Genomic DNA, 20,449 nt, shown 5'->3' on the forward strand with positions numbered 1-20,449 from the left:
GCCGGAGCGTGCTCTCAGCGCAAGGCGAGGACTCGAATGTCGAGGCGGCACAGGCCGCGAGCGGCGTGTCCTCGTCGATGAGCGCTCCGAAATCCAGCAGCGCCTTCGGGATGCATCGAATAAGTGCGGATTGTATCGCAGGTCTCAGGCCCGCGAAAGCGCCGTGCTGCCCCATTCGTCGATGAAGGCGACTGCCGCGCTATTCGTCATATTGTCCCGGAATTTTTCGAACGGCGCTGCCTTATGCGATGGCACTGGTCCGCAAGCTTTCCATGGTACTCCGTATATGGCGTCGGGCGACACGCTCGGCAATTTCGGGATCGCCATCGCGAATGGCCTCGACGATCTCGACGTGCTCCTCGATGGCTTGCGCCGCGCGGTCGCTGCCCAGGTGCGACATAGGCTTGAAAACCTGGGAGGTCATTCGGATCATCGGCAGCTCCCGCATCAGAAAGCTGTTTCCCGACAGTTCGAGGATCGACGCGTGAAATTGGACGTTGGCCTTTACATACTCCGATTGGGTCCATGGCTTCATCGTGCGGCGCTGATGCTCGATGATCTGGAATAGATGATCTATGGCTGACTTGTCGGCCTTGCGCGCCGCCTCGCTCGCCGCGAGCCCATCGATGACCTCACGCATCGCATAGGCGTCCAGCATCCGCTCGAGATCGATGCTGATGACTTGAACGCCGCCGCTGCGCGTTGCCGTGACGAGGCCTTCCTGCTCCAGAAGGCGGAATGCCTCCCGGACCGGCGTGCGGCTCACCTTGAACTGCGAAGAGAGTTGGACCTGCCGTAGAGCGTGGCCCGGCGGATAGGTGCCGGCGTAGATCCTCTCGCGGAGGGCGTTTGCAACGTCATGAACCAGTTGGGTGCGGTGTTCCCACCCGAACGTCTCCTCCATGAGCCGCATCCTCCACGTTGGCAAAGGCCTTTGACAAAGACGTTCAATTAATGCTGGATACTGGATCCAGTATCCAGCGTCAATCCGCCCGACGTTGCGGAGACCATCTTGCTCGCTCAATTCACCAATAAGCTCATAGGCTTCGTGCTTACGATGCTGGCTGCGGCCGTGCTCGTCTTCGTCGTGCTCGAAGTGCTGCCCGGCGACCCCGCGCTCGTGATGCTCGGTCCGGATGCGCAACCCGATACCTTGGCGGCCCTGCGCGAGCAGCTCGGGTTGAACCAGCCGGTTGTGTTTCGCTTCTTGAGCTGGATTGCGGGAATGCTGTGGGGCGACTTCGGCATCAGCTATGCCTACAACGTGCCGGTTCTGGGGCTCGTCGCCGATCGGCTCGCAGTGACACTGCCCCTCGCGCTCATGGCGATCCTCATCACCGTCGTGCTCGCTCTGGGCCTCGGGGTCTTCGCGGCGGCGAACAGTCAGCGGCTCCGCGGCCAGCTCGTGATGGCCTTCACGCAGTTCGGTATTGCCATTCCGAGCTTTTGGTTCGGCCTGCTGCTCATTCTCTTGTTCGCGATCCATCTCGGCTGGTTTCCGGCGGGCGGTTTTCCGGAGTGGTCGAAAGATCCCATCGCGTCGCTTCATGCGCTGGTTCTTCCAGCCTGTGCGCTCGCCTTGGTCCAGGCAGCCATTTTGACCCGCGTGACGCGATCCGCCCTTCTGGAAGTGCTCCATGAGGACTTCGTGCGCACGGCGCGCGCCAAGGGGCTCACGCGGCGTGAGGTGCTGTGGCGGCACGCTCTGCAGAATGCACTCGTCCCCATCGCGACGGTCATGGGGCTCCAGTTTGCCTCCCTCGTCGCCGGCACGATCGTGATCGAGAACGTATTCGCGCTTCCGGGACTGGGGCGCCTGATCTTCCTCGCCGTCGAGCAGCGCGATCTGGTCGTTGTCCGCGTGATCGTCGTCCTGCTCGTCGGGATGGTCATTCTCATGAACTATCTGGTCGACATCGCGTACCTGTTCATCGACCCGCGTCTCAGGACGAGGCGCGCATGATCGGGGCTCAGACCGGACGTTTTGCTAAGATCCGCTATCGCCTCGGCGCGTCATGGCTGAGCCTGTGGCTGGGTGGGTTCATCACCCTTTGCCTGTTTGCGACCGCGATCCTTTCCTACTTTTGGACACCACACTCGGTCGCGCGCATGAACATGCGGGCGCGGCTGCAGGCGCCGTCGCTCGATCATCTGCTTGGCACCGATCACTTCGGCAGAGACATCCTGTCCCTGCTCATGATCGGCTCGCAGAGCGCACTGAAGATCGGCATTGTCGCTGTTGCCATCGGACTGGTGCTGGGTGTCCTGCTGGGGCTCGCGGCAACTGCGCGAGGTGGGTGGTTCGAGGAGCTTGCCATGCGGGCCTCGGATCTGCTGTTCGCCTTTCCCGTGGTCCTCCTCGCGATCATGCTGGCTGCCACCTTCGGCCCCGGCAGCGTCACGAGCATGATTGCCATCGGTGTCCACAACATCCCGATCTTCGCGCGGCTCACACGCGGAGGAGCGAAGTCCATTCTCGCGCGCGAGTTTGTCATGGCGTCGCGCGTCGCAGGGCGCAGCTCCAGCTACATCGCGGCTCTCCACGTGCTTCCGAATGTCCTGAATATCCTGGTCGTCCAGGCAACAATCTCATTCGCGATTGCCATCCTGGCCGATGCCGCGCTCGGGTATCTCGGGCTCGGCACGCAACCGCCGACGCCCACCTGGGGGCGCATGCTCAAGGATGCGCAGTCGTTCCTGAGCCAGAGTCCCTATCTCGCGATCTTCCCCGGGCTCGCGATCGCCTTCACCGTTCTTGGTCTCAACCTCTTTGGCGACGCGCTGCGGGATCTGCTCGATCCTCGTTCGTCGCAAGGACGATAGGCGGTCATGGCGCTTCTCGAGGTCGAGCATCTGACAGTCTCGCTTCCAACTTCCGACGGATGGGTCCATCCCGTCGACGACGTGTCATTCACGGTGTCGCGCGGTGAGATCCTCAGCATCGTCGGAGAGTCGGGGTGCGGAAAGTCCACGACCGCTCTCGCGGTCATGAGGCTGCTCGCCGAGAACGTGCGCATCGCGGGGCAGATCCGCCTCGATGGCGCCGACCTGCTGCAGCTTTCCGAAGCCGAGATGTGTGCCCTCCGCGGCAATCGGATCTCCATGATCTTCCAGGAGCCGATGACCGCACTCAATCCGGTCAAGACGATCGGCTTTCAGATCATGGAGCCGCTGCTCGTCCACACGTCCATGTCCAGGACGGAGGCGCGCGAGAAGGCGATCGATCTGCTGGCGCGCGTTGGCATCGATCAGCCCGCGCGGCGCATCAATGCCTATCCGCATCAGCTTTCTGGTGGTCAGCGCCAGCGCATCGTCATCGCCATGGCCCTCGCGTGCGAGCCGGACCTGATCGTTGCAGACGAGCCGACGACGGCACTGGATACCACCGTGCAGCGCCAGATCCTGGATCTGCTGTTGCGATTGGTCAGCGAGACATCCATCGCCTTGATGCTCATCACGCACAATCTGGCCGTTGTCTCCGAGGTGGCAGATCGCGTGATGGTCATGTACGGCGGACGCATTACGGAGACCGGGCCCACGAGCGATGTCCTGGCGCACCCGATCCACCCCTACACCAAGGGCCTGATTGGTGCTTTGCCTCGGGCGGATCTGCCGCCCGGTGAAAGATTGGTCCCCATCGCCGGCGTCGTGCCGCGTCTGGTGGACATGCCTTCCGGTTGTGCGCTGGCGGATAGATGTCCGGCGGTGATCGATGCCTGTCGTCGCGCACGACCTGCCGAACGCATGATCCGCCCGGCCCATCAAGCCGCATGCATCAGGGCTTGAGCATGAGCATCAGCCATCAAGCCAGCGCAGTGTTGTCCGTCGAGGACTTGAGCGTTCGTTATCGGCTCCCGCGTCGGAGCTTGTTTGCTGCGCCCGAGTGGTTTGCTGCGGTGACGGGTGCGACTTTCTCGGTGGGAAAGGGAGCATCACTCGCGCTCGTCGGCGAGTCGGGATCCGGCAAATCCTCGCTCGCCAAAGCCGTAATGGGGCTGGAGCCGGCGAGCGCCGGCGCCATTCGCCTCTTCGGCCAGGATCTCGCGAGCTTGTCCGCCAATGAGCTGCGGGAGCTTCGGCGGCGGTTCCAGATGGTCTTCCAGGACCCCTACAGCTCGCTCGACCCGAGGCACTCTATCCAGCGCATCGTCATCGAGCCGCTGCGCGATGTGGCGCGGACGGAGGCGCGCGAGCGCGCGGCGGAAGTTCTTTCGCACGTCGGTCTGGGCGTCAACGACCTCGGCAAGTATCCCCACCAGTTCTCGGGCGGGCAGCGCCAGCGCATTGCCATTGCGCGCGCCCTGGTCACCAAGCCGGACTTGATCGTGGCGGATGAGCCGGTCTCCGCGCTCGACGTTTCGGTCCAGGCTCAGGTTCTGAATCTGATGCAGGATCTGCAGGCCCAGTACGGCATGGCCTATCTGTTCATCAGCCATGATCTCGCGGTCGTCGAGTATCTCTGCGAGGACGTTGTCGTGCTCTACCGCGGCAGGGTTGTCGAGATCGGCAAGACCCGCGAGGTGATGAAGGATCCCGCGCATCCGTACACGCAGGAGCTCGTCAATGCGATGCCGCGTCTCGGTGGCGGAAAGCGCCGCCCGGCAGCGAAGCAGCAGGTCAAAGCCGGCAGCCCCGATGAAAATGCGAACGCGACAGGCGCATGTCCCTACATGAGCCGCTGCCCGCGTGCGGCGGAGGTCTGCAGGGTTGCGCCGTCGCTTCGCGCGCTCGGCAACGGCAGATCGGTCGCCTGTCACCTCAGTTGAGCGGAGCTTGCACTTTCCGGCGCGCACAATGTCTGCGCCCTCGCGCATCAAGGACGATCACACACTGGAGGAGCACTTGAAGGGGTTCGAAGGTTCGCACGAACAGTACGGCTACGCGGTCGAGAAACACCTCGCCATCCGAATGCGCGACGGGACCATGCAGTACGCCGATGTCTACAGGCCGGCGCTCGAGGGCAAGGCATTGGATGGGCCGTGGCCCACAATTCTCGAGCGCACGCCCTACAACAAGGACCGGATGTCGTATTCCGTGAACGGGCGCTATTTCGCCAAGCGCGGCTACGTCTACGTCGTCAACGATGTCCGGGGGCGGTGGGCGTCCGAAGGCAAGTTCGAGTTTCTGCGAAACGAGGCCGACGACGGCTACGACGTCATGGCGTGGCTGGCGGCACAGCCGTGGTGTGGCGAGAAGATCGGTACTGTCGGCATTTCCTACACTACCGCCACGCAGCAGGCTCTGGCCGTCAGGCATCCGCCCAAGCTTGCGACACAGGTCCTGTACGACGGTCCTTACAACTACTTCCGCCAGACGATGCGCCATGGCGGCGCCTGCGAGTACGCGATCGCCTTTCAATACGTCGTCTGGATGGCGCGAAGCAGCCAGGAGGCAAGCGCCGATCCGCGTCTCAAGAAACAGCTCGACGATATGTGGGCCGACCTGCCGAAGTGGCTGATCCATCAGCCGCTCAGGCCCGGTGTCTCGCCGCTCCGTCTTCTCCCGGCGTACGAGAAGTGGTTCTTCGATATGCTGACGACGTCGGACTACGAAGACTATTGGAAGACGCCGGATCTGAGCATCGAGGAGTACATCAACGAGTACCCTGACATGCCGCTCCTGCTGGAGACGTCATGGTACGGGCACCACATCACCGCGACGCTGTGGAAATACGAGCAGCTAAAGAAACTTCATCGTACGCCCAAGAAGCTCGTCATCGGTACGTGGCTGCATGGCGGCGACATGTTCATCCAATCGTGGGCGGGCGACATCGATTTTGGCGCAGATGCCGCGCTCGAGGATAACAACAGCCTGCGGCTTCGCTGGCTCGATCAGCAGATGAAGGGCATGGCGACCGGCATCGACAAGGAAGCGCCGGTGAAGCTGTTTGTCATGGGCGGCGGCTCGGGTCGGCGCGATGGCATGGGACGCCTCATGCACGGCGGCCGTTGGCGGGACGAGCAGGAGTGGCCGATCGCGCGCACCCAGCATACGACGCTCTACATGACGCCGGACGGTTTGCTGTCGCGTGACAGGGCGCCGGCGGATGGCAAGCCGGTCCAGTATGATTTCGATCCGGCCAATCCGGTCCCGACGGTCGGCGGCAATTTCACGAACTATGGCACCACCGGCTTCCTCGAGGGCGGCGGCTTCGATCAGAACAGCGGCACGATGTCGGGCGACAAGAGCCCGAGGATTCCGCTGGCCGCACGCTCGGATGTGATCGTGTTCCGCACGCCGGTTCTGGAGGAAGGCCTCGAGGTGACCGGCGTCGTGAAGTGCCGGCTTTGGGTGACCTCGTCGGCGGTCGACACCGACTTCACCGTCAAGCTGATCGACGAGTATCCGCCCAACGCGGACTACCCCAATGGGTACGCCCTCAATATCGGCGACTCGATACTGCGCATGCGCTATCGCAATGGGTTCGAGAAAGCCGAGTTTATAGAGCCCGGCAAACCTTACGAGATCGAGCTCCAGTTGCAGGCGACGAGCAACTTCTTCGCGCCCGGGCACCGGCTGCGCATCGATGTGTCGAGCAGCAATTCCCCGCACTACGACGTGAACCCCAACACCGGGGAGCCGCTGGGACAGAATCGTTGCCGTGCGGTCGCGCGGCAGACCCTCTTCGTCGATCAGGCAAGAGCGTCCTGCGTCGTGCTCCCCGTCATTCCTGCGAAATAGCTCAAGCTCAGTAAGGAGAGACAGTATGAAACTCAGATGGTTCCTCGCGCTGGCGGCTCTGTTGGTGCTGCCGAGCAGCTTGGCCAGGGCCGACGCCAAATCGAACTCGGTCGTGATCGCCCTGCCGACCGAGCCGCCCGGTCTCGATCCCACGATGCAGGCGCCTGCGCCCGTGAGCGAAGTGAGCTGGGAAAATGTTCTGGAGGGACTGACCCGCTACGATGCATCCGGCAAGCTGACGCCGGGCCTCGCATTGTCATGGGGATTGAAGTCACCGAACGTCTATGAGTTCAAGCTGCGACCGGGCGTGAAGTTCCACGACGGAGAGCCCTTCACCTCGGCCGACGTGAAGTTCTCCTTCGAGCGCAATGTCTCGGAGAAGAGCACCAACAAGCGCAAGCGCGTCTTCGCCAACATCGACAAGATCGAGACGCCGGATCCCCTGACGGTCGTCATCACCTTGAAGCAGCCCTCGGCGCTCTTCCCGTTCGATCTCGCCGAGTCTACCGCGGCCATTCTCTCCCCCAAATCCGTCGATGGCGCGCGCACCAAGCCTGTGGGCACGGGACCTTACAAGTTCGTTCGCTGGGTCCAGGGCGACTCGATCGAGTTCGAGCGCTATGGCGATTACGTCGGTCCGGTGAAGCCGCAGATCGACAAGGTGACGTTCCGCTTCATGCCGGATGAAAATTCTCAAGTGCTGGCGCTGCGCTCTGGCCAAGTCGACTACGTCCCGTACATTGCCGCGGTCGAGACGATCGACAGCCTGAAGAAGGACGGCAAGTTCAAGGTCACCCAGGGGCAGACCCAGGGTGTCCTCTTTCTCGGCATGAACAACAAGAAGAAGCCTTTCACCGACATCCGCGTGCGGCGTGCCATGTACGCTGCAATCGATGCGCAGATGGTGAACGACGGCACTCATGGTGGCTTCGGCCGTCTCGGCGGCGCGCAAACCAACAAGCTCAACCCGTACTTCGTCGACGTTCTGGGCAAGCAGGCCTACGAGCCCGAGAAGGCCAAGAAGGCGTTCGCCGAAGCGGGCTATCCGAACGGCTTCTCCGTGAACCTGCGGGTTCTCTCGAGCCCGGCAACGCGCCGCACGGCCGAGATTCTGGTCGCGCAGCTTTCGCAGGTCGGCGTGACCGTGAACCTCGAGGTGCTCGAGACCGGCCAGTGGATCGACAACGTGTTTCGTCAGAAGAACTACGATCTGACGATCATCTCGCACCCTGAGCCCTGGGCCATCAACAACTACACGGATCCGAACTACTTCTACCAGTACGACGGACCGGAGTTCCGGAAGCTGATGGCGGAAGCTCAAGGCGCGTCCGACGAGGCGACGTTGCGGGCCAAGCTCGAGGCCGCACAGAAGCAGCTCTACGCTGATGCTCCGGTGGTCTGGCTGTACGCCATGCCGCAGGTCGGTGTCGTGAGCTCATCTCTCAATGGAACGCGCGTCGATCTGCCGGTTCCTGCCTATCCGGTCGCCGAGATGTCGTGGGCCAAGTGAGGCCGATCGCGACTGAAGTGGTTTGCGACTTTCTTGGCATCAGGGGCCTCTGTGCTCCTGATGCTGCCTGATGGACGGTGCGCGATCCTCGCCGCAAAGTCCGCTACTTCCTAGTGCTGCCTGCTTTGATCGACGTGCCGCCGACGGGGCCGCCCGCGATGTCCATGGCGAGCCCTACGGCCAGGAGAGCCGCGAGCCCGGCCACAATGCCGATCGTGACCTGACGGTGCCGCGCGGAGATGCGCGCCATGTCCTCGGGTGCGAGCGGCGTGTCGCTGCTCACCGACGCCATGAGCCCCAAGCCCGTCATCGGCTGCGGCATCTTGCGATGGACGGCGCCGCGATCCTGCACCTCGATGCCGGCGCGCCGCGCGATCTCGCACCCAATCGAGAGGCAAGGCAGTGCGGGGTCCTCGCAATGCGCATTCACGTGCCCGAGCGGCACCTTCCCGCCTTCGCGCGTGATCAGGCTCACGCCCTGCATGAGCACGGGCGCCAGCGCGCCGCCATAAACTTCGCCGCGCGTCTCGACGGCCTGGATGTCCTCATAACGGACCGCCCGGCTTTGGTAGGCGAGCGCGGGCGTCAGCCAGCGCCCGGCCGGCAGCGTCACCTCGACGGCCTCCGGGCCGAGCTCGACACGAGCCCTCAGCGCATGAATGAACTGGATGACGAGCAGGCCGAGGATGATCGCGAAGGCAAGGCCCATGAGCGCGAGCCCGCCCGTGCCGAGCCAGATGCCGGCACTGAGCCGCTGCACGAGCATGATCGGCACGCTCGCCGCGAACGGCAGTAGCAGCAGGATAGCCATGGCGAGCAGGAAGCGGCGTGCGCCGCCCGGACGGTAGACGATGCGCTCGAACTCGGCCCCCGCCGCCATCGCGACTGATCCCCCCGCGGTCCGGGACGTGGTGCCCGCGACCATTCGTGCCTATATTAGGGGCAGCATAGTGCATCGCAGCTTTCAACGAGACAAGGCACACACAATGCTGTTCTTCCGCAAGAAAGCAGAGATGATTTCGCGCGATCAGGCCCTCAAGGGCCGCGCCGAGCCGATCCCGACCGCACGCACGCACGCGCTCAATGGTCACGAGCTGAAGGGCCCCTATCCCGAGGGAATGCAGATGGCCATGTTCGGCATGGGCTGCTTCTGGGGTGCCGAGCGCAAGTTCTGGGAGCTCGAGGAAGGCATCTGGATCACGGCGGTCGGCTATGCCGCGGGCTACACGCCGAACCCGACGTACGAGGAAGTCTGCTCGGGTCTCACGGGCCACAACGAGGTCGTGCTCGTCGTGTTCGATCCGAAAAAGGTGAGCTACGAGAGCCTCCTCAAGACCTTCTGGGAGAGCCACGACCCGACGCAGGGCAATCGCCAGGGCAATGATGTCGGCACGCAGTACCGCTCCGGCATTTATGTCTTCAATGCCGCGCAGCGCGCGGCCGCCGAGGCATCGAAGGAGGTGTTCGGCAAGGCGCTCAAGGCCAAGAGTTACGGCGCGATCACGACCGAGATCCTGGACGCGCCGCCCTTCTACTTCGCCGAGGACTATCACCAGCAGTACCTGCACAAAGTCCCGCACGGCTACTGCGGCCTCGGCGGTACCGGCGTCGCCTGCCAGATCGGTACGGGTGTGAAGGCAGCCGAGTAGCGCTGTCCGGTCGGCGTCAGACGTTTGAATACTTTGCGGCTCGTGCGAGATGCTCTTGCACGAGCCGCGCTACTTCGAACGGGTGCGTAAACGGCGACATGTGTCCCGCCTCCGGGATCACCTCGTAGTGCGATTGCGCGATTGCCCCGTGCACCAGCTCGCAGATGCGGCGGTCGGTCGGTGTCGTCGTGGCGCCGCGCGCGACCGTCACGGGAACGCGAATACTGCCGCATTCGGCGAGGCTCATGCGGTGGTTGAGGTTCGAGATGAAGCCTTCGCGCACGCGCTCGGACTGGGCCAGAAATCGCCCGCGTGTTTCCTCCGACATGCGCGCCCAGGTCCCAGTGCCGTTGCGCGTGTCGATGAAGAATTTCCAACCGGCTTCGGGCTTTCCTGCCTGCACGCTGGCGATGAACGTATTGGCGATGCTAACCCCCCCTTCGTAGAGCGGATCGTTTGCAGCCTTCAGCAGCCAGCTCACCATGGGCTCGATGAGCATCAGCGAACGCACGAGATCGGGACGCTGCAGAGCGAGGCGCAAGGCGGTCGCGCCACCATAGGAATGGCCGACAACATCGAGCGGGATAGAGCTTTCGGCCTCGATGATGTCGGCGACGAGGTGCGCCTGTAGCTCGTGTGTCAGTCCGCCGGGCACGGGCCAGGGATCCGAGGCGCCGTAGCTCAGAAGGTCAGGCGCGATGAGCCTGTGCGTGTCGGCGAGTGCCTCGCCCGTCTTGGTCCACTGCGCGCCGGAGCTGCCGCCCGCGTGCAGGAGCACGAGCGCAGGACCTTGGCCCCACGTTCTGTAGACCGCGCGTACGCCTCTGAATGAAATCTCGGCCATGGCTGCAATTCGAGCCCATGCGGATCGAACTCAAGTCTTGCCGAGGAGAGTAGGTGCACCTCGTAAGAGATGCACCAATCGATAAATGATGAGGGCTACGCCGCTGACGCTGTCTCGAGCTTCGCGGCCTCGCCGCAGTCGAGCGCGGCGGCGCGCGGTCCGATCCAGCGGGCGCGGTCGGCCTGGGCTTCGAGGTCATCGCGCAGGAATTCGAGATCGAACCCGGCCCTTTCGAGGGCCTGCAGGATGCAATCGACATTGCCGCCGCGCGCGCTTGCGGCCGCCCAGGCGATGGCTGAGCGCAGTCCGCTCGCGCAGTGGGCGAGAATGGGCCCGTTGAGGGTCGCGACGGCGTCGGACATGGCCTCCACGACCTCGTCCGTGAAGATGTCGAGCTTGGGCGCCGGTACGTGGCGGAACTGGAGGCCGGCCTGCCAGGCGAGGACGGCCTCGGCGCGCCCGGTGAGCTGGCCCTCCGCCTCGCCGTCCGGGCGATTGGAGAGGACCGAGCGGAAGCCCATGGCAGCCGCTGCCGCGAAGTCCTCAGGCGCAAGAGCCGAGGTTACCGCGAACTCCGGCGCAATGAAGATGGGCTTGTCCATGCAGGTCCCCGTGCTCGGCAAATGATTTCTACCGACGCGCTGAATTTGGCTTCATTGGGTGCGTGAAGCAAGGGGAGGAGTTGCAAATCTTAGAATAAAATACTAGAACGGCGTGCTGCGCCCGTGTTGGAGTTCGGCGTTGCTGCCATCGCCGCCGCTTTGAGCAAAAATTTCCTCCTGGAGAGATGATCGTGGAACTCGATGCAATGGATCTGAAGATCCTTGGTCTGCTGCAGGCTGATGCAACCATGCCGATCGCAGAGATCGGCAAGATCGTCGGCCTCTCCACGACGCCTTGCTGGCGGCGCATCCAGAAACTCGACGAGGCCGGCGTCATCCGCGCCCGGGTGGCGGTGCTCGACCCCGTAAAGGTCAACACGGGGGTGACAGTTTTCGTCTCGATCAAGACCGACCAGCACAATCTCGACTGGCTCGAGCGCTTCCATGCCGCGGTCGTCGACCTTCCCGAGGTCGTCGAATTCTACCGCATGTCGGGGGAGGTGGATTATCTCATGCGGGTCGTGGTGCCGGACATTGCCGCCTACGACGTCTTCTACAAAAAGCTCATTTCACGGATCGATATCACCAAGGTCTCCTCGGCATTCGCCATGGAGCAGATCAAGTACACGACGGCGCTGCCGCTGAGCTTTGCGATCACGGACAAGGAAAAGGATACTCAGAAAGGACGTTCTTGAGCGCGATCGAGCGACCGCGCGTTGAGCGGTCATAGCGCGGTTGAGGCCCAGTGAAGGCCCCTCGTCACCGCTTGGCAATGTCCTCCTTCTTTGCAATTGTGAGGTCAAAGTTTCGATCATGTTTTTTTTGGAGTAGGCCGTTGGCCGTCTATGCGTATTCTGATGCTGAGCCGACTTGTGCAAATGCCTATTTGTGGCCTGTTCTGTTGAGGATCATCGAATCCCGTGATTGGCCGGTGCGCCGAGGCTTCGACTTGGGGTGCGGTAACGGTGCGACGTGTGGGTTGCTAGGCAATCTCGGGTTTTCAATGACGGGAGTGGACCCGTCGGTTAGTGGCATAGATCAGGCGAGACGTGCATTCCCGCAAATGACTGCGGACGTGGGGAGCGCGTACGACGATTTGCCCGCTAAGTACGGTACTTTCCCTTTGGTTGTTTCCCTTGAGGTCATCGAGCACTGCATGGATCCGCGCGCCTTCGCCCGCACATTGATGGCTCTCATTGAGCCGGGAGGCGTTGGTGTGGTCTCAACGCCGTACCACGGCTACATGAAAAACTTGGCCTTGGCTTTGAGCGGCAGGATGGACCGTCACTTTACGGCGCTCTGGGATGGGGGGCACGTAAAGTTCTTCTCGATCAAAACGCTGGGGCAATTGCTGGATGAGGTTGGTGCACGTGATGTCGATTTCATCCGTGTGGGACGCATCCCGATGCTGGCCAAGTCAATGGTCGCCGTGGTGCACAAGCCGGCCGGTGTGCAGGCCTTGATCCTCGAAGCAGGCAAAAACATTTAGTTCAGCGTGCTCCCACCTTAGGTCCAAAGAAAGCGTTGATCCCGGGCAACAGGGCCGGATATATGTCGGCGCCATCGCGCCCGGCAGGGCTAAGCGCGGGTGGCGGGCGTGGCGGAACTGGTAGACGCGCTGGATTTAGGTTCCAGTGACGCAAGTCGTGGGGGTTCGAGTCCCTCCGTCCGCACCAAGCCGAGATGAAGAATTCACGTTGTGTCCCATGAGGATGCAGCAGACTGAGATCGGGTGGCGAAGTGCCGCCGCCGGCAGGGCACCACATTCGTGGTGGGAAGGCTCTTCCCAGCAGCCGGCGGGAAACTAAAAAAGCGGCGGCGATCCCGCCGCCTTCACGAGTGGATGATGGTCGATATGCAGGTCACGGAAACGAGTACGGATGGGCTGAAGCGGACGCTCAAGGTCATCGTGGGCGCCAACGAGCTGGCTGAGCGCTTCACGAGCCGTATCGATGAGGTCAAGGACACGATCCAGCTCCGCGGCTTCCGCAAGGGCAAGGTCCCGATCGGGCATATCAAGAAGGTCTACGGCCGCTCGCTCATGGCCGAGGTGCTGCAGGATCTCGTCGAGAAGTCCTCGCAGCAGGCGCTGACCGACCGCCAGGAGCGGCCGGCCATGCAGCCGCAGATCGCCTTCAGCGAGGACAAGGACGAGCTCGAGCAGGTGATGGAGGGCAAGGCCGACCTCGCCTACACGATGTCCTTCGAGGTGCTGCCGAAGATCGACCTCGTCGATTTCTCGACGCTGAAGCTCGAGCGCGAGGTGGTCGAGGTCGATGACGAGACGATCGACAAGGCCGTCGGCGATCTCGCCGAGCGCAATGTGAGCTTCGAGGTCGAGGAAGGCCGTGCCGCCGCCGAGGGCGATCAGCTCAAGATCGACTTCGCAGGATCGATCGACGGCACGCCCTTCGAGGGTGGCACAGGCGAGGACATGGAGGTCGTGCTCGGCCGCGGCGGCTTCATTCCGGGCTTCGAGGATGGCCTCAAGGGCGCCAAGGCCGGCGACGAGCCGACCATCAAGGCGACGTTCCCGGCCGAGTATCAGGTGGCCGAGCTCGCCGGCAAGGAAGCCTCGTTCGCAACCAAGGTGAAGTCGGTCGCCAAGCCGGTGAAGCCCGAGATCAACGAGGATTTCGCCAAGGGCTTCGGTCTCGACTCGCTCGATGCGCTGCGCAAGGTCATGCGCGAGCGCATTGAAGGCGAGTACGCCGAGTTCTCGCGCACGAAGATCAAGCGCGCCCTGCTCGACCAGCTCGACAAGGCCCACAGCTTCACGCTGCCCGAGGCGCTGGTGAACCAGGAGTTCGACCAGATCTGGAACCAGGTGAACAACACGCTGAAGCAGTCCGGCAAGACCTTCGAGGACGAGGGCAAGACCGAGGAAAGCGCGAAGGCGGAGTACCGCACGCTCGCCGAGCGCCGCGTCCGCCTCGGGCTCGTGCTCGCCGAGATCGGCGACAAGGCCAAGGTCGAGGTGACGCAGGAGGAGCTGCGCAACGCGCTCTTCCGCGAGGCGCGCCGCTTCCCGGGCCAGGAGCGCATGGTCTACGAGTACTTCGAGAAGACGCCGGGCGCCGTTCAGCAGCTTCGCGCGCCGATCTACGAGGACAAGGTCGTCGACCACATCCTCGGCGAGGCCAAGCCGACGGACAAGAAGGTGTCGCGCGAGGAGCTGCTCAAGATGCCGGACGACGGCGAGGCCGATGTTCCGGGTGCCCCAGGCTGATCGGGCCGAGCTGAGCGGGGCCAGGCTCTGATTGGGGCCAGGCTGATTAGGGCAGGTGAACTTGCGCCGCCACGCCCTATATATGCCCCGGGCGCGCGGCGCATCGGCGGATTCGCCATAGGGGGCGTGGCGTCAGCGGTGGATGAAGTCCCGCCGCCGCGTCCTATATAAGCAGTGTCGGTGACGTGATTCTCGACCGGCGGGCCCCAGCACGGGGGCCTGCCTTTCCTCAAGCCCGCAGGACGCTCCTATGATGATCCCCCCCATTGCTGCTGATCGGCTCCACAACTCTCCGGTCGCCACCTACTGGCCGACGGTGATCGAGCAGACGGCGCGCGGCGAGCGGCCCTACGACCTGCCGTCGCGGATGCTGCAGGAGCGGATCATCTTCGTGATCGGTCCGATCGAGGACCACATGGCCTCGTCCGTGTGCATGCAACTTCTCTTCCTGGAGGCCCAGAACCCCAAGAAAGAGATCGCCATGTACATCAACTCGCCGGGTGGCGTGGTGACCTCGGGCATGGCCATTTATGACACCATGCAGTTCATCAAGCCGCCGATTGCAACGCTGTGCATCGGCCAGGCGGCCTCCATGGGCTCATTGCTGCTCTGCGCCGGCGAGAAGGGCATGCGTTATGCCCTCCCGAATGCCCGGATCATGGTGCACCAGCCTTCGGGCGGTTTCTCTGGCCAGGCGAGCGACATCGAGCGCCATGCCGAAGACATCATCAAGATGAAGCGGCGACTTAACGAAGTTTACGTCAAGCACACGGGCCAGACGTACGACATGGTTGAAAAGACGCTGGATCGTGACTACTTCATGACTGCTGATCAGGCCCAGGAATTCGGGCTGATCGACAGGGTGCTTGCTCGCCGTGACGAGATCGAGCCCAAGGCGGATGGCGAGAAGGGGGCCTGAGGCCTCCCGAATCGCGGATTGCCGGCGGGGGCGGCATCGGCCCCCGAGGCATCTCGCAGTCCCAAAACTGTCGTATTCCAGGGCTCCCATCGCCGTTGGCGCATGGATTGCAGGGGCTGGGGTAGGCCGGTGCGGCGGGTTTGTCACATCGGTGTTGCAATTCCCGCAATGGCCTTTGCCTTAGCTGCGAGTCTTACGGAAAGGATAGTTGATCTGACGGGCGGCCCATGATCAGCTCGACAAGCTGGTGGACGCGTCGCTAGGGTGCCTCAGGAGCCGCAGGAAGGGCCTGAAGGCTGACGTTAAGCTCCGCGCGAGGATAGTGAGCCGCGCAAGACCGGGAACGGGTGCAGGACAGCCAATGCCAAGCGAAAAGAACACCCTCTACTGCTCATTCTGCGGCAAGAGCCAGCACGAGGTCCGCAAGCTGATTGCAGGCCCGACCGTATTCATCTGCGATGAATGCGTCGAACTCTGCATGGACATCATCCGCGAGGAGAACAAGAACACCCTCGTGAAGTCGCGCGACGGCGTGCCGAGCCCGCAGGAGATCTGCGCCGTGCTCGACAGCTACGTCATCGGCCAGGCGCATGCGAAGCGCGTGCTCTCCGTCGCGGTCCATAATCACTACAAGCGCCTCAACCACGCGGCCAAGGGCAACGACGTCGAGCTCGCCAAGTCGAACATCCTGCTGATCGGCCCGACCGGTTGCGGCAAGACGCTGCTCGCGCAGACGCTCGCCCGCATCCTCGATGTGCCCTTCACGATGGCCGATGCGACGACGCTGACCGAAGCGGGCTACGTCGGCGAGGACGTCGAGAACATCATCCTGAAGCTGCTCCAGGCTGCCGACTACAACGTCGAGCGGGCGCAGCGCGGCATCGTCTACATCGACGAGGTCGACAAGATCAGCCGCAAGTCGGACAACCCCTCCATCACGCGCGACGTGTCGGGCGAGGGCGTCCAGCAGGCGCTGCTCAAGATCATGGAAGGCACGGTTGCCTCGGTGCCCCCGCAGGGCGGCCGCAAGCATCCGCAGCAGGAGTTCCTGCAGGTCGACACGACCAACATCCTCTTCATCTGCGGCGGCGCCTTCGCCGGCCTCGAGAAGATCATCGCGCGGCGCGGCCGCGGCACCTCGATCGGCTTCGGGGCGACGGTGATCGGCCCCGACGAGCGGCGCACGGGCGACATCCTGCGCTCGGTCGAGCCGGAGGACCTTCTGAAGTTCGGCCTGATCCCCGAGTTCATCGGCCGGCTGCCGGTGATCGCAACGCTCGAGGATCTCGACGAGAAGGCTTTGATACAAATCCTGTCGGAGCCCAAGAACGCGCTGGTGAAGCAATATCAGCGGTTGTTCGAGATGGAGGACGTGCGCCTGACGATCACGCAGGACGCGCTGAAGTCGATCTCGAAGAAGGCCATCGAGCGCAAGACTGGCGCACGTGGACTGCGCTCGATCATGGAGGGGATCCTGCTCGATACCATGTTCGAGCTGCCGAACTTGAAGGGGGTGGAGGAAATCGTCATCGGCCCCGAAGTGATCGACGGTGGTGCCCGGCCGCTCCGCATCTATGCCGAGCGCGCGGAAGAAAAGGGTACTATCGCCTGAGACGAGGAGGGGGCCGCCCGCAGGGGTGGGTTTGCATCAGCGCATAGCTGAGTGCGGCTGAGCCGCGCTGATCTTTAACCCTATCGTGGGGCTCACCATATGAGCCTGTGCGATTGTACTATGCTGTGGGCGTCGCCCGTCGGGGCCGGAAACCTGTAGGCGTGATCGGCGAGAGTGCTCGAGGTTGCGCGTCGCGAGGTTGGTCAACGGAATAGGCCCAGCAGCAGCGTTAACGCATTGCCGGGATGCCGAGTGCGGGTCCTGAGGCGAAGAGAAAAGGCGGTGACACCATGAGCGAAGAGAAAACAACCCGGGAGAAGGGGTCTGGCAGGGAAGTGTTCCCGGTCCTGCCGCTGCGTGACATCGTGGTGTTCCCTTACATGATCGTCCCGCTGTTCGTCGGGCGTGAGCGCTCGATCAATGCGCTCGAGGAGGTCATGCGGACCGACAAGCAGATCCTGCTCGTCGCGCAGAAGAATGCAGCCGATGACGATCCGACGCCGGGCGCCATCTACAAGATCGGCACGCTCGCATCCGTGCTTCAGCTCCTGAAGCTCCCCGACGGCACCGTGAAGGTGCTGGTCGAAGGCAGCGCGCGCGCCAAGATCGTCAAGTACACTGAGAACGCGAGCCACTTCGAGGCCGAGATCGAGCGTCTGCCCGAGACCTCCGGCAACAAGGAAGAGCTCGAGGCGCTGGCCCGCTCGGCCATGTCGCAGTTCGAGAGCTATGTGAAGCTCAACAAGAAGATCAGCCCCGAGGTGCTCGGCACCATCAGCCTGATCGAGGACTACTCGAAGCTCGCGGACACGATCGCCTCGCACCTCGCGGTCAAGATCTCCGACAAGCAGGACGTTCTCGAGATCACCAAGGTCTCCGAGCGGCTCGAGCGCGTCTACACGCTCATGGAGAGCGAGATCTCCGTGCTGCAGGTCGAGAAAAAGATCCGCTCGCGCGTCAAGCGCCAGATGGAGAAGACGCAGCGCGAGTACTATCTCAACGAGCAGATGAAGGCGATCCAGAAGGAGCTCGGCGACACCGACGAGCGCGACGACATCGCCGAGTTCGAAGAGAAGATCGAGAACACCAAGCTGTCGAAGGAGGCCAAGGACAAGGCGCTCGCTGAGCTGAAGAAGCTCAAGCAGATGAGCCCGATGTCGGCCGAGGCGACGGTCGTGCGCAACTACCTCGACTGGCTGCTGTCGATCCCCTGGGGCGTGCGCGGCAAGGTCAAGAAGGACCTCGCCGAGGCCCAGGCCGTGCTCGACAAGGAGCACTTCGGTCTCGAGAAGGTCAAGGAGCGCATCCTCGAGTACCTGGCCGTGCAGGCACGCACGAACAAGCTCAAGGGGCCGATCCTCTGCCTCGTCGGGCCTCCCGGCGTCGGCAAGACCTCGCTCGGCAAGTCGATCGCGAATGCCACGGGCCGTGAGTTCGTGCGCATGAGCCTCGGCGGTGTGCGTGACGAGGCCGAGATCCGCGGCCACCGTCGTACGTATATCGGCTCCATGCCCGGCAAGATCATCCAGTCGATGAAGAAGGCCAAGCGGACGAACCCGCTCTTCCTCCTCGACGAGATCGACAAGATGGGCTCGGACTTCCGCGGCGATCCCGCCTCGGCGCTTCTCGAGGTCCTCGACCCCGAGCAGAACCACACGTTCAACGACCATTACCTCGAGGTCGACTACGATCTCTCGAGCGTGATGTTCGTGACGACGGCGAACACGCTGAACATCCCGCCGGCCCTTCTGGACCGCATGGAGATCATCCGTCTCGCCGGCTACACCGAGGACGAGAAGGTCGAGATCGCCAAGCGCCATCTCATCCCGCAGGCACAGCAGGCGCATGGCCTCGAGCCCGGCGAGTGGACGGTCGACGACGACGCGTTGAAGACGCTCATCCGCCGCTACACGCGCGAAGCTGGTGTGCGTTCGCTCGAGCGTGAGGTGTCCAAGCTCGCCCGCAAGGCGGTCAAGGACATCCTGTCGACCGACAAGAAGACCGTCGAGGTCTCGGACGCCAACGTCCAGGATTACCTGGGCGTGCCGAAGTACCGCTATGGCGAGGCGGAGCTGACCGATCAGGTCGGCGTCGTCACGGGCCTGGCGTGGACCGAGGTCGGCGGCGAGATCCTGACGATCGAAGGCGTCATGATGCCCGGCAAGGGCAAGATGAGCGTCACCGGCAATCTGCGCGACGTGATGAAGGAATCGATCCAGGCCGCGAATGCCTACGTGCGCTCGCGCTCGGTCGACTTCGGCATCCCCGCGTCCCGCTTCGAGACCAAGGACATCCACGTCCACGTTCCCGAGGGCGCGACGCCGAAGGATGGTCCTTCTGCGGGTGTCGCGATGGTCACGGCGATCATCTCGGTGCTCACCACGATCCCGGTGCGCAAGGATGTCGCCATGACCGGCGAGATCACGCTCCGCGGGCGCGTGCTGCCGATCGGCGGATTGAAGGAAAAGCTCCTCGCGGCGCTTCGGGCCGGCATCAAGAAGGTGCTGATCCCGGAAGAGAACGTGAAGGATCTGGCCGAGATCCCCGACAACGTGAAGAACGCGCTCGAGATCGCCCCGGTCGCGCGGATGGACGACGTGCTCAAGCACGCGCTCGTCACCCAGCCCGAGCCGATCGCCTGGGAGACCGAGGGCGGGCCGGTGCAGGAAGGTGGTGGCGATACGCGGCCGACCGCGCACTGACCTCCGTTTAGTCGAGGCAGACAAGTAAAACGGGCGCCCACCAAAATCGGTGGGCGCCCGTCCTCGTTCCAGGTCTGCCACGGGAACGGATCGAGGACAAATGATCTGTTCCAGGACGGTGCAAGTAATGCGTGGTTCTGCGCGCTTCCAAGGGCTTATTGAACACTCTCTTGTGCACATTTTGCGCTTGACGCGGCCCCGTCACAGGGCTTGGTAGCGCGGGTGCTGCCGCGGTTCGCGCGGTTGCCTGACGAAATCTTGGGTGGCTTCGCCCGGACTGCGCTACGGCGCGTCGCAAGGAGGGTTCCAATGAGCAAGAAAGATCTGATCGACGCGGTGGCCGCTGAGGTCGAGCTGACGAAGGAAAAAGCAGGCGCGGCCGTGGATGCCGTGCTGAAGCACATCCAGAGCACGCTGCAGAAGGGCGAGGAAGTCCGCCTGCCGGGCTTTGGCGCCTTCAAGGTCGGCAAGCGCGCGGCGCGCAAGGCCCGTAATCCGCAGACCGGCAAGGAAATCGAGATCAAGGCGTCGATCGTGCCGAAGTTCCAGGCTTCCAAAACGCTCAAGGACGCGCTCAACTAGTGCGATGATCGAGAAATTCGCCAGCGCTCGCCGCTTCCCCGTGAGCGAATTTCTCGATCTGAATCGCACTAGCAGCACTATGATTCTAGTGTCTCTTCAGATTCCGAAGTTCGCTCGGG

The 20,449-nt window shown here is 63.1% G+C and carries 18 protein-coding genes and 1 tRNA gene; 15 read left to right on the forward strand and 4 right to left on the reverse strand.

Going from position 1 to position 20,449, the window contains the following annotated elements; all coding sequences use genetic code 11:
* Window positions 1-241: 241 nt before the first annotated feature.
* Window positions 242-1,024, reverse strand: coding sequence for a GntR family transcriptional regulator (locus tag CS1BSM3_RS15720; protein ID WP_210188792.1), 783 nt, complete (start codon window positions 1,022-1,024; stop codon window positions 242-244).
* Here CS1BSM3_RS15720 and CS1BSM3_RS15725 point away from each other — a divergent pair.
* From CS1BSM3_RS15725 to CS1BSM3_RS15750, 6 genes are read left to right on the forward strand one after another with little or no spacing between them, the layout of a single operon-like run.
* Window positions 1,013-1,963, forward strand: a complete 951-nt coding sequence (locus CS1BSM3_RS15725; RefSeq protein WP_210188793.1) for an ABC transporter permease — start codon at window positions 1,013-1,015, stop codon at window positions 1,961-1,963. The genes CS1BSM3_RS15720 and CS1BSM3_RS15725 overlap by 12 nt on opposite strands.
* Window positions 1,960-2,823, forward strand: a complete 864-nt coding sequence (locus CS1BSM3_RS15730; protein ID WP_083528640.1) for an ABC transporter permease — start codon at window positions 1,960-1,962, stop codon at window positions 2,821-2,823. Before CS1BSM3_RS15725 ends, CS1BSM3_RS15730 begins: the two co-directional genes overlap by 4 nt.
* A 6-nt stretch (window positions 2,824-2,829) precedes the next feature.
* Window positions 2,830-3,786, forward strand: coding sequence for an ABC transporter ATP-binding protein (locus CS1BSM3_RS15735; RefSeq protein WP_072388469.1), 957 nt, complete (start codon window positions 2,830-2,832; stop codon window positions 3,784-3,786).
* Window positions 3,787-3,788: 2 nt separating this feature from the next.
* Window positions 3,789-4,766 carry an ABC transporter ATP-binding protein gene (locus CS1BSM3_RS15740; RefSeq protein ID WP_072388471.1) on the forward strand — a complete coding sequence of 326 codons (978 nt, stop codon included), beginning with the start codon at window positions 3,789-3,791 and terminating at the stop codon, window positions 4,764-4,766.
* 28 nt (window positions 4,767-4,794) lie between these two features.
* The gene (locus CS1BSM3_RS15745) at window positions 4,795-6,681 is read left to right on the forward strand and encodes a CocE/NonD family hydrolase (protein ID WP_083528641.1); all 1,887 of its coding nucleotides are present in this window, start codon (window positions 4,795-4,797) and stop codon (window positions 6,679-6,681) included.
* Between the two features lie 25 nt (window positions 6,682-6,706).
* Entirely contained in the window at window positions 6,707-8,191 is a 1,485-nt protein-coding gene (locus tag CS1BSM3_RS15750; RefSeq protein WP_072388473.1) for an ABC transporter substrate-binding protein, read from the forward strand.
* A 103-nt stretch (window positions 8,192-8,294) separates the two neighbouring features.
* On the opposite strand, the gene CS1BSM3_RS15755 is transcribed toward CS1BSM3_RS15750, so the two are convergent.
* Window positions 8,295-9,071, reverse strand: a complete 777-nt coding sequence (locus tag CS1BSM3_RS15755) for a hypothetical protein (RefSeq protein ID WP_072388475.1) — start codon at window positions 9,069-9,071, stop codon at window positions 8,295-8,297.
* A 106-nt stretch (window positions 9,072-9,177) separates the two neighbouring features.
* On the opposite strand from CS1BSM3_RS15755, the gene msrA reads away from it, so the two are divergent.
* Window positions 9,178-9,840, forward strand: a complete 663-nt coding sequence (gene msrA / locus CS1BSM3_RS15760; protein ID WP_072388477.1) for a peptide-methionine (S)-S-oxide reductase MsrA — start codon at window positions 9,178-9,180, stop codon at window positions 9,838-9,840.
* A 16-nt stretch (window positions 9,841-9,856) separates the two neighbouring features.
* On the opposite strand, the gene CS1BSM3_RS15765 is transcribed toward msrA, so the two are convergent.
* Together CS1BSM3_RS15765 and CS1BSM3_RS15770 are read right to left on the reverse strand one after the other, a co-directional pair.
* A complete protein-coding gene (locus CS1BSM3_RS15765) occupies window positions 9,857-10,684 on the reverse strand; it encodes an alpha/beta fold hydrolase (RefSeq protein WP_072388479.1) in 828 nt (275 codons plus the stop codon).
* A gap of 95 nt (window positions 10,685-10,779) precedes the next feature.
* On the reverse strand, window positions 10,780-11,286 hold the full coding sequence (locus tag CS1BSM3_RS15770; protein WP_072388481.1) for a protein tyrosine phosphatase family protein: 507 nt from the start codon (window positions 11,284-11,286) through the stop codon (window positions 10,780-10,782).
* Between the two features lie 206 nt (window positions 11,287-11,492).
* On the opposite strand from CS1BSM3_RS15770, the gene CS1BSM3_RS15775 reads away from it, so the two are divergent.
* The 8 genes from CS1BSM3_RS15775 to CS1BSM3_RS15810 all read left to right on the forward strand — a co-directional run bounded on the left by CS1BSM3_RS15775 (window position 11,493) and on the right by CS1BSM3_RS15810 (window position 20,330).
* Window positions 11,493-11,981, forward strand: a complete 489-nt coding sequence (locus CS1BSM3_RS15775; protein ID WP_244540628.1) for an Lrp/AsnC family transcriptional regulator — start codon at window positions 11,493-11,495, stop codon at window positions 11,979-11,981.
* Between the two features lie 140 nt (window positions 11,982-12,121).
* A complete protein-coding gene (locus tag CS1BSM3_RS15780; protein WP_072388485.1) occupies window positions 12,122-12,775 on the forward strand; it encodes a class I SAM-dependent methyltransferase in 654 nt (217 codons plus the stop codon).
* A 102-nt stretch (window positions 12,776-12,877) separates the two neighbouring features.
* Window positions 12,878-12,962, forward strand: a tRNA-Leu gene (locus CS1BSM3_RS15785).
* A gap of 179 nt (window positions 12,963-13,141) precedes the next feature.
* Window positions 13,142-14,515, forward strand: a complete 1,374-nt coding sequence (tig, locus tag CS1BSM3_RS15790) for a trigger factor (protein ID WP_072393819.1) — start codon at window positions 13,142-13,144, stop codon at window positions 14,513-14,515.
* Between the two features lie 250 nt (window positions 14,516-14,765).
* Window positions 14,766-15,434 carry an ATP-dependent Clp protease proteolytic subunit gene (locus CS1BSM3_RS15795; RefSeq protein ID WP_280174755.1) on the forward strand — a complete coding sequence of 223 codons (669 nt, stop codon included), beginning with the start codon at window positions 14,766-14,768 and terminating at the stop codon, window positions 15,432-15,434.
* A 361-nt stretch (window positions 15,435-15,795) separates the two neighbouring features.
* Window positions 15,796-17,046, forward strand: coding sequence for an ATP-dependent Clp protease ATP-binding subunit ClpX (gene clpX / locus CS1BSM3_RS15800; RefSeq protein ID WP_072388487.1), 1,251 nt, complete (start codon window positions 15,796-15,798; stop codon window positions 17,044-17,046).
* A gap of 290 nt (window positions 17,047-17,336) precedes the next feature.
* Window positions 17,337-19,748, forward strand: coding sequence for an endopeptidase La (gene lon, locus CS1BSM3_RS15805; protein ID WP_072388489.1), 2,412 nt, complete (start codon window positions 17,337-17,339; stop codon window positions 19,746-19,748).
* A 258-nt stretch (window positions 19,749-20,006) separates the two neighbouring features.
* The gene (locus CS1BSM3_RS15810) at window positions 20,007-20,330 is read left to right on the forward strand and encodes an HU family DNA-binding protein (protein ID WP_280174780.1); all 324 of its coding nucleotides are present in this window, start codon (window positions 20,007-20,009) and stop codon (window positions 20,328-20,330) included.
* Window positions 20,331-20,449 lie beyond the last annotated feature (119 nt).

Source organism: Hyphomicrobium sp. CS1BSMeth3 (assembly GCF_900117415.1).
Lineage (GTDB): Bacteria > Pseudomonadota > Alphaproteobacteria > Rhizobiales > Hyphomicrobiaceae.

Coding starts and splice junctions, on each gene's coding strand:
- CS1BSM3_RS15730 (WP_083528640.1), top strand. CDS start 1,960: ATGATCGGGGCTCAGACCGGACGTTTTGCTAAGATCCGCTATCGCCTC.
- CS1BSM3_RS15735 (WP_072388469.1), top strand. CDS start 2,830: ATGGCGCTTCTCGAGGTCGAGCATCTGACAGTCTCGCTTCCAACTTCC.
- CS1BSM3_RS15740 (WP_072388471.1), top strand. CDS start 3,789: ATGAGCATCAGCCATCAAGCCAGCGCAGTGTTGTCCGTCGAGGACTTG.
- CS1BSM3_RS15745 (WP_083528641.1), top strand. CDS start 4,795: ATGTCTGCGCCCTCGCGCATCAAGGACGATCACACACTGGAGGAGCAC.
- CS1BSM3_RS15750 (WP_072388473.1), top strand. CDS start 6,707: ATGAAACTCAGATGGTTCCTCGCGCTGGCGGCTCTGTTGGTGCTGCCG.
- CS1BSM3_RS15755 (WP_072388475.1), bottom strand. CDS start 9,071: ATGGCGGCGGGGGCCGAGTTCGAGCGCATCGTCTACCGTCCGGGCGGC.
- msrA (WP_072388477.1), top strand. CDS start 9,178: ATGCTGTTCTTCCGCAAGAAAGCAGAGATGATTTCGCGCGATCAGGCC.
- CS1BSM3_RS15765 (WP_072388479.1), bottom strand. CDS start 10,684: ATGGCCGAGATTTCATTCAGAGGCGTACGCGCGGTCTACAGAACGTGG.
- CS1BSM3_RS15770 (WP_072388481.1), bottom strand. CDS start 11,286: ATGGACAAGCCCATCTTCATTGCGCCGGAGTTCGCGGTAACCTCGGCT.
- CS1BSM3_RS15775 (WP_244540628.1), top strand. CDS start 11,493: ATGGATCTGAAGATCCTTGGTCTGCTGCAGGCTGATGCAACCATGCCG.
- tig (WP_072393819.1), top strand. CDS start 13,142: ATGCAGGTCACGGAAACGAGTACGGATGGGCTGAAGCGGACGCTCAAG.
- CS1BSM3_RS15795 (WP_280174755.1), top strand. CDS start 14,766: ATGATGATCCCCCCCATTGCTGCTGATCGGCTCCACAACTCTCCGGTC.
- clpX (WP_072388487.1), top strand. CDS start 15,796: ATGCCAAGCGAAAAGAACACCCTCTACTGCTCATTCTGCGGCAAGAGC.
- lon (WP_072388489.1), top strand. CDS start 17,337: ATGAGCGAAGAGAAAACAACCCGGGAGAAGGGGTCTGGCAGGGAAGTG.